Source organism: Nocardia tenerifensis NBRC 101015 (assembly GCF_000308715.1).
Classification (GTDB): domain Bacteria; phylum Actinomycetota; class Actinomycetes; order Mycobacteriales; family Mycobacteriaceae; genus Nocardia; species Nocardia tenerifensis.
Window position 1 is genome coordinate 1 of record NZ_BAGH01000499.1, and the last position, 3,966, is coordinate 3,966.

The window sequence follows — 3,966 nt, forward strand, 5'->3', positions numbered from 1 at the left end:
AGGGAAGCAGCTGTCGAGCCCGGCCTCGCCTTCGGCCTGTTGAAATGCCTCTTCGACGTGCCAGCGTGACCCGGCGGTCCATGCCAGATCGACCAGCCGCGCGGCGGCTGGGCCGTAGCAGATGTAGTAGGCGATCTCGGTCGGGTCGCCGATCGAGCGCCGCGCCAGCAGCCAGTGCCCGCGGCCGGACGCCCAAGTGCCCTCGATCTGGCGGCGCGCCCAGTCGAATTCGCGCGGCCCGTGCGCGCCGGCACCGACCGAAAGCCGCTGCCAGGTGCGGTCGCCGAACTCCGCGACCAGCTGATCAGCGCGGGCGACACGGTCGGCGCGGGTGGTCAGCTGGTGGTCGCAGCGGGTGGCCATCACGTAGAACACGTCGTGGTCTTCGCACCAAGCCCGCAGGTAGCCGGCCTGACCATAGGCTTCATCCGCGGTGAACCACGCGAAGGGCACCTTCGCAGCCAGGGCGCGTTCGAGCACCGCGATCATCTGCCGTGGCTTGGTCGCGAACTCGACCTCGTCGGGGATCCCGGCGTCACGGCAGCGCTCACGATCGCAGGTCCACGATTCGGGAACATAGAGTTCCCGGTCGATCAGGGCGTGCCCGTGCTTGGACGCATACGCGAGGAAAACACCGATCTGACAGTTCTCCGTACGTCCGGCCGTGCCGGAATACTGCCGTTGCACGCCAGCGGATTTGGTGCCCTTCTTCAGGAAGCCGGTCTCGTCACCGGCCAACACCGCCGCAGGGTCGCCGAGGTGCTCGACCACATAGTCGCGCACATCATCACGCACTCCGTCGACGTCCCAATCCGCGGCCCGCAGCAACCGCTGCATCCCATCCGGGGCGCTCTTACCAGCACGTTCGGCCAGCGTCCACCCATTCTTGCGTTCCAGAGCCGCCACCAGACCCGACACATACTCACCCGCCCGCCCCCGCGGCTCAGCGCGAGTGAACCGTACCCCAATCCTCACCAACAACGAAACTAGTTCGGCCACAGCACGATCCAACACCACCCGACAGGTCTACCAGCAACGAGTCACGCGAGTGCAGTTGCAGTATTAACCCTAAGCCCCTGAACCGCGTACCGGGACTGAATCCGAACGTGCCGAGTTCGGCCCGGATCTATGACTACATTCTCCGGACTAGCGCTGGCGTCGGCCGAGCAACCAGCGCGCGTCAGCATCCGACCCCCGCCGCTGCCTGTGGCGTAGTGTCATCGCAAAACAGATCCCGGGGGCGCACCGATGCCCGCACGCGATCGTGTGGGGCATCGGTGCGTCTGGAACGCTATGCGCGTTTAAGTGTCCAGGTTTGGCCCGGTCCGCCCTTGCTGCGCCCGACCAGTTTCCCGTCTACGTCGGTCCAGTAGGTGTCGCTTGCCGGGAGGCCGTCGCGATCATCGCAAGCCCAGATGTAGGTTCCATCTGTTTGCCAGCGATAGTTGTTGCCGCCGCGAGAGGTTCCAGTGCCGTACAGCTTCATCTCGCAGTCGAAAACGCTCTTGCGCCCGGCGGGTTTGTCCGAGACCGGCGGCGGCGTATATGTCTTCTTGTCTTCATCGGCGGCTGTCGCGAAGTCCTGAAGGGCCTGAACCAACGCGTCCTTGCTGCCCGTCCAGTCGAGCCAAGCTTTGAACGAGTCGTCCTTTTTCCCTCGCTGGGCGACCCATTCGATGTACGACGAACCTTCCTTTGAGGGTTTGTCGTGGACGGTTCGGGTCCTCATGTAGAGGGCGACCCATACCTTCTGGCTGCCTTTCCATTCGTCGGGTATGGGCAGGCGTCGCAGGCGCGCTGCCTCCTGCTCCGCGGCTTGCCGCCGCTTCTCTTTCTCGGGATCGGGAGCTTTCTGTGGCGCCTGGCTGCGGTAGTTCGGATAAATGTTGACGCAGTAGTTGCCGATGTTCTGCTTCTGTTTGACAGCCTCGCTGACGATCTGGTTGGCCGGTGCGCGATCAACGGTGTCGTAGCGAGTGTCGTAGTACCACTGATAGTCCATGCTGCCGTCGTTGTTTCCCATTCCGAGCTGTGGCTTCCCACTGACGTAGGCCTCGTATTTCGTGCCCTCCTTGTAGTAACCGACATCGCGCGTCTCACCGAGGAGAACTCGAACGCTGCGGCCGGTCTCGTTGTTGGTTATCGTGAAGCTGGATGTCGGGAAATTGGCCATGATGCAGATTTTACTGCGCCAGAACATATTCGTCGCAGAATCATGGAGAACATTGGGCTGTCTCCGGCAATGATTAAGCCCTTCGACACACCAGAACCAGGGTCGGGCTCGGTTCGGCGCGGTAAGTGGTGGCGAGCGTGCTATAGCGTGTCGCCGCCGACGGCCGGTGTTCGGTCCGGTGGGTACTCGTCGGCGACGTCGCGCCCACGCGGTCGTGCGATTGGTGCAGTGGCAACTCCAGGGGTTCTCGCTGCTTTTCGGTCGGATCCGGATCTTGGTCACAGGCGGCAGGATCTAGTGGCGATCAGGTCGACCACGACGGGGGGTGGGCAGATCGGCGGTCGTGGTCCGGGAGAGTTTGCGCATGTGGGCGAGCTTTTGCCGGGCCGCCTCGATACTGACGCTGAGTCCGTCGACTTCGCCGTGCCATCCCCGTTCCCGTGCTTCTCGCAGCCGGTCGTCGAGGTTGACGATGATGGCGAGGAGTCGGTGCTCCTGGGCAGGTTCAACACGCAACATGGGGCATCGGATGCAGGCTTCTCTGAACTACGACGAGAATTTCGTGTCCAGCAGCAGCACTAGAGGGTGGTCCATGAGGTCATCTACTGGGGGCGGGACGGTGTGGATTCGTTTGCTGTTGAGAAGGCATGGCGAACTGGTCGTTGTACGTGGCGCGGTCTCGCACCTGCGGCGGGTCGGCCTCGATGCCGTGGGCGCGACATCCGATGCGCGAATGCGTTTCGGTGCGTGGCAGGCTTGTGTCCCGTGATCGACGAGTTCGCGAAACAATATCTGCACAGCGAGCTGCGACGGTTTCGTGAGGTGATGATCTGGAAGCTCGACGGGCTCGGCGAGTACGATATCCGCCGCCCGCTGACCGCGACGGGAACCAACCTTCTCGGCCTGGTCAAGCACTTGTCGCTGTGGGAATCGCGCTACTTCGGCGAGGTTTTCCACCGCCCGTTCCGTGAGCCTCTGCCCCGATGGGATGACGTCGAGGCCCGAGGCACCGATATGTGGGCAACTGAGCACGAGCCGCGCGAGGAGATCGTCGGCCGCTACCAGCGTGTCTGGGCGCACTCCGATGCGACGATCACCGCCCTCGACATCGACTCGCCCGGCCACGTGCCGTGGTGGCCACGCCCCGAGGTGATGCTGTTCAACGTTTTGGTCCACATGCTCACCGAGACCAGCAGGCACGCTGGACATGCCGATCTCCTGCGCGAACAGCTCGACGGCTCAACTGGCACTGCCGCCGACTACGCGAGCCAGCAGCGTGACGCCGACTTCCGGGAGGTCCAGCATGCCGAGATCGAACGAGCCGCCATCGCAGCCGCCACCAAATCCGATCACGACCTCACGCCGTAATGGCGACGAAACCACGAAACTGTGTCGGCGAAATCCCCAGCTCAAATGCAGGCGACCCACATCTGCTTCTCTCAACTTCGGGCCGTCCGTCGCAAAGCCTCTGATCTGCCACTCGGTCTGCTGCCTCAGTACACTGACTTCGCATGTCGGGCACCGAGATCGAGATCACCGCAGACCTGGTCCGTGACCTGCTGCGGGAGCAACATCCGGATCTTGCAGGGCTGACCATTCGGGAGGTGGCGGGCGGCTGGGGCAACCAAATGTGGCGCCTTGGGGACGAGTTGGTCGTGCGCATGCAGCGCATGGACTCCACCCCGGATCTTCAGCTCAAGGAGCGGCGGTGGCTACCTGTGTTGGCCCCGCGCCTGCCGCTCCCGGTGCCGACCCCGGTGCGGTCCGGTGAACCATCCGAGGGTTCCCCGTGT

At 63.6% G+C, this 3,966-nt stretch carries 4 protein-coding genes; 2 read left to right on the top strand and 2 right to left on the bottom strand.

The genetic code is table 11. From position 1 onward, the window contains the following. Together ON39_RS34475 and ON39_RS34480 are read right to left on the bottom strand one after the other, a co-directional pair. On the bottom strand, positions 1–1,017 hold a 1,017-nt coding region (locus ON39_RS34475; protein ID WP_040740500.1), incomplete at its 3' end, for an IS701 family transposase. A gap of 274 nt (positions 1,018–1,291) precedes the next feature. Next, positions 1,292–2,173 (bottom strand): hypothetical protein, encoded by an 882-nt coding sequence (locus ON39_RS34480; RefSeq protein ID WP_146251475.1) that lies wholly within the window; start codon positions 2,171–2,173, stop codon positions 1,292–1,294. Between the two features lie 765 nt (positions 2,174–2,938). Here ON39_RS34480 and ON39_RS34490 point away from each other — a divergent pair. Beyond that, positions 2,939–3,541 (top strand): DinB family protein, encoded by a 603-nt coding sequence (locus tag ON39_RS34490; RefSeq protein WP_040740498.1) that lies wholly within the window; start codon positions 2,939–2,941, stop codon positions 3,539–3,541. A gap of 143 nt (positions 3,542–3,684) precedes the next feature. Then, on the top strand, positions 3,685–3,966 hold a 282-nt coding region (locus ON39_RS34495; protein ID WP_040740499.1), incomplete at its 3' end, for a phosphotransferase.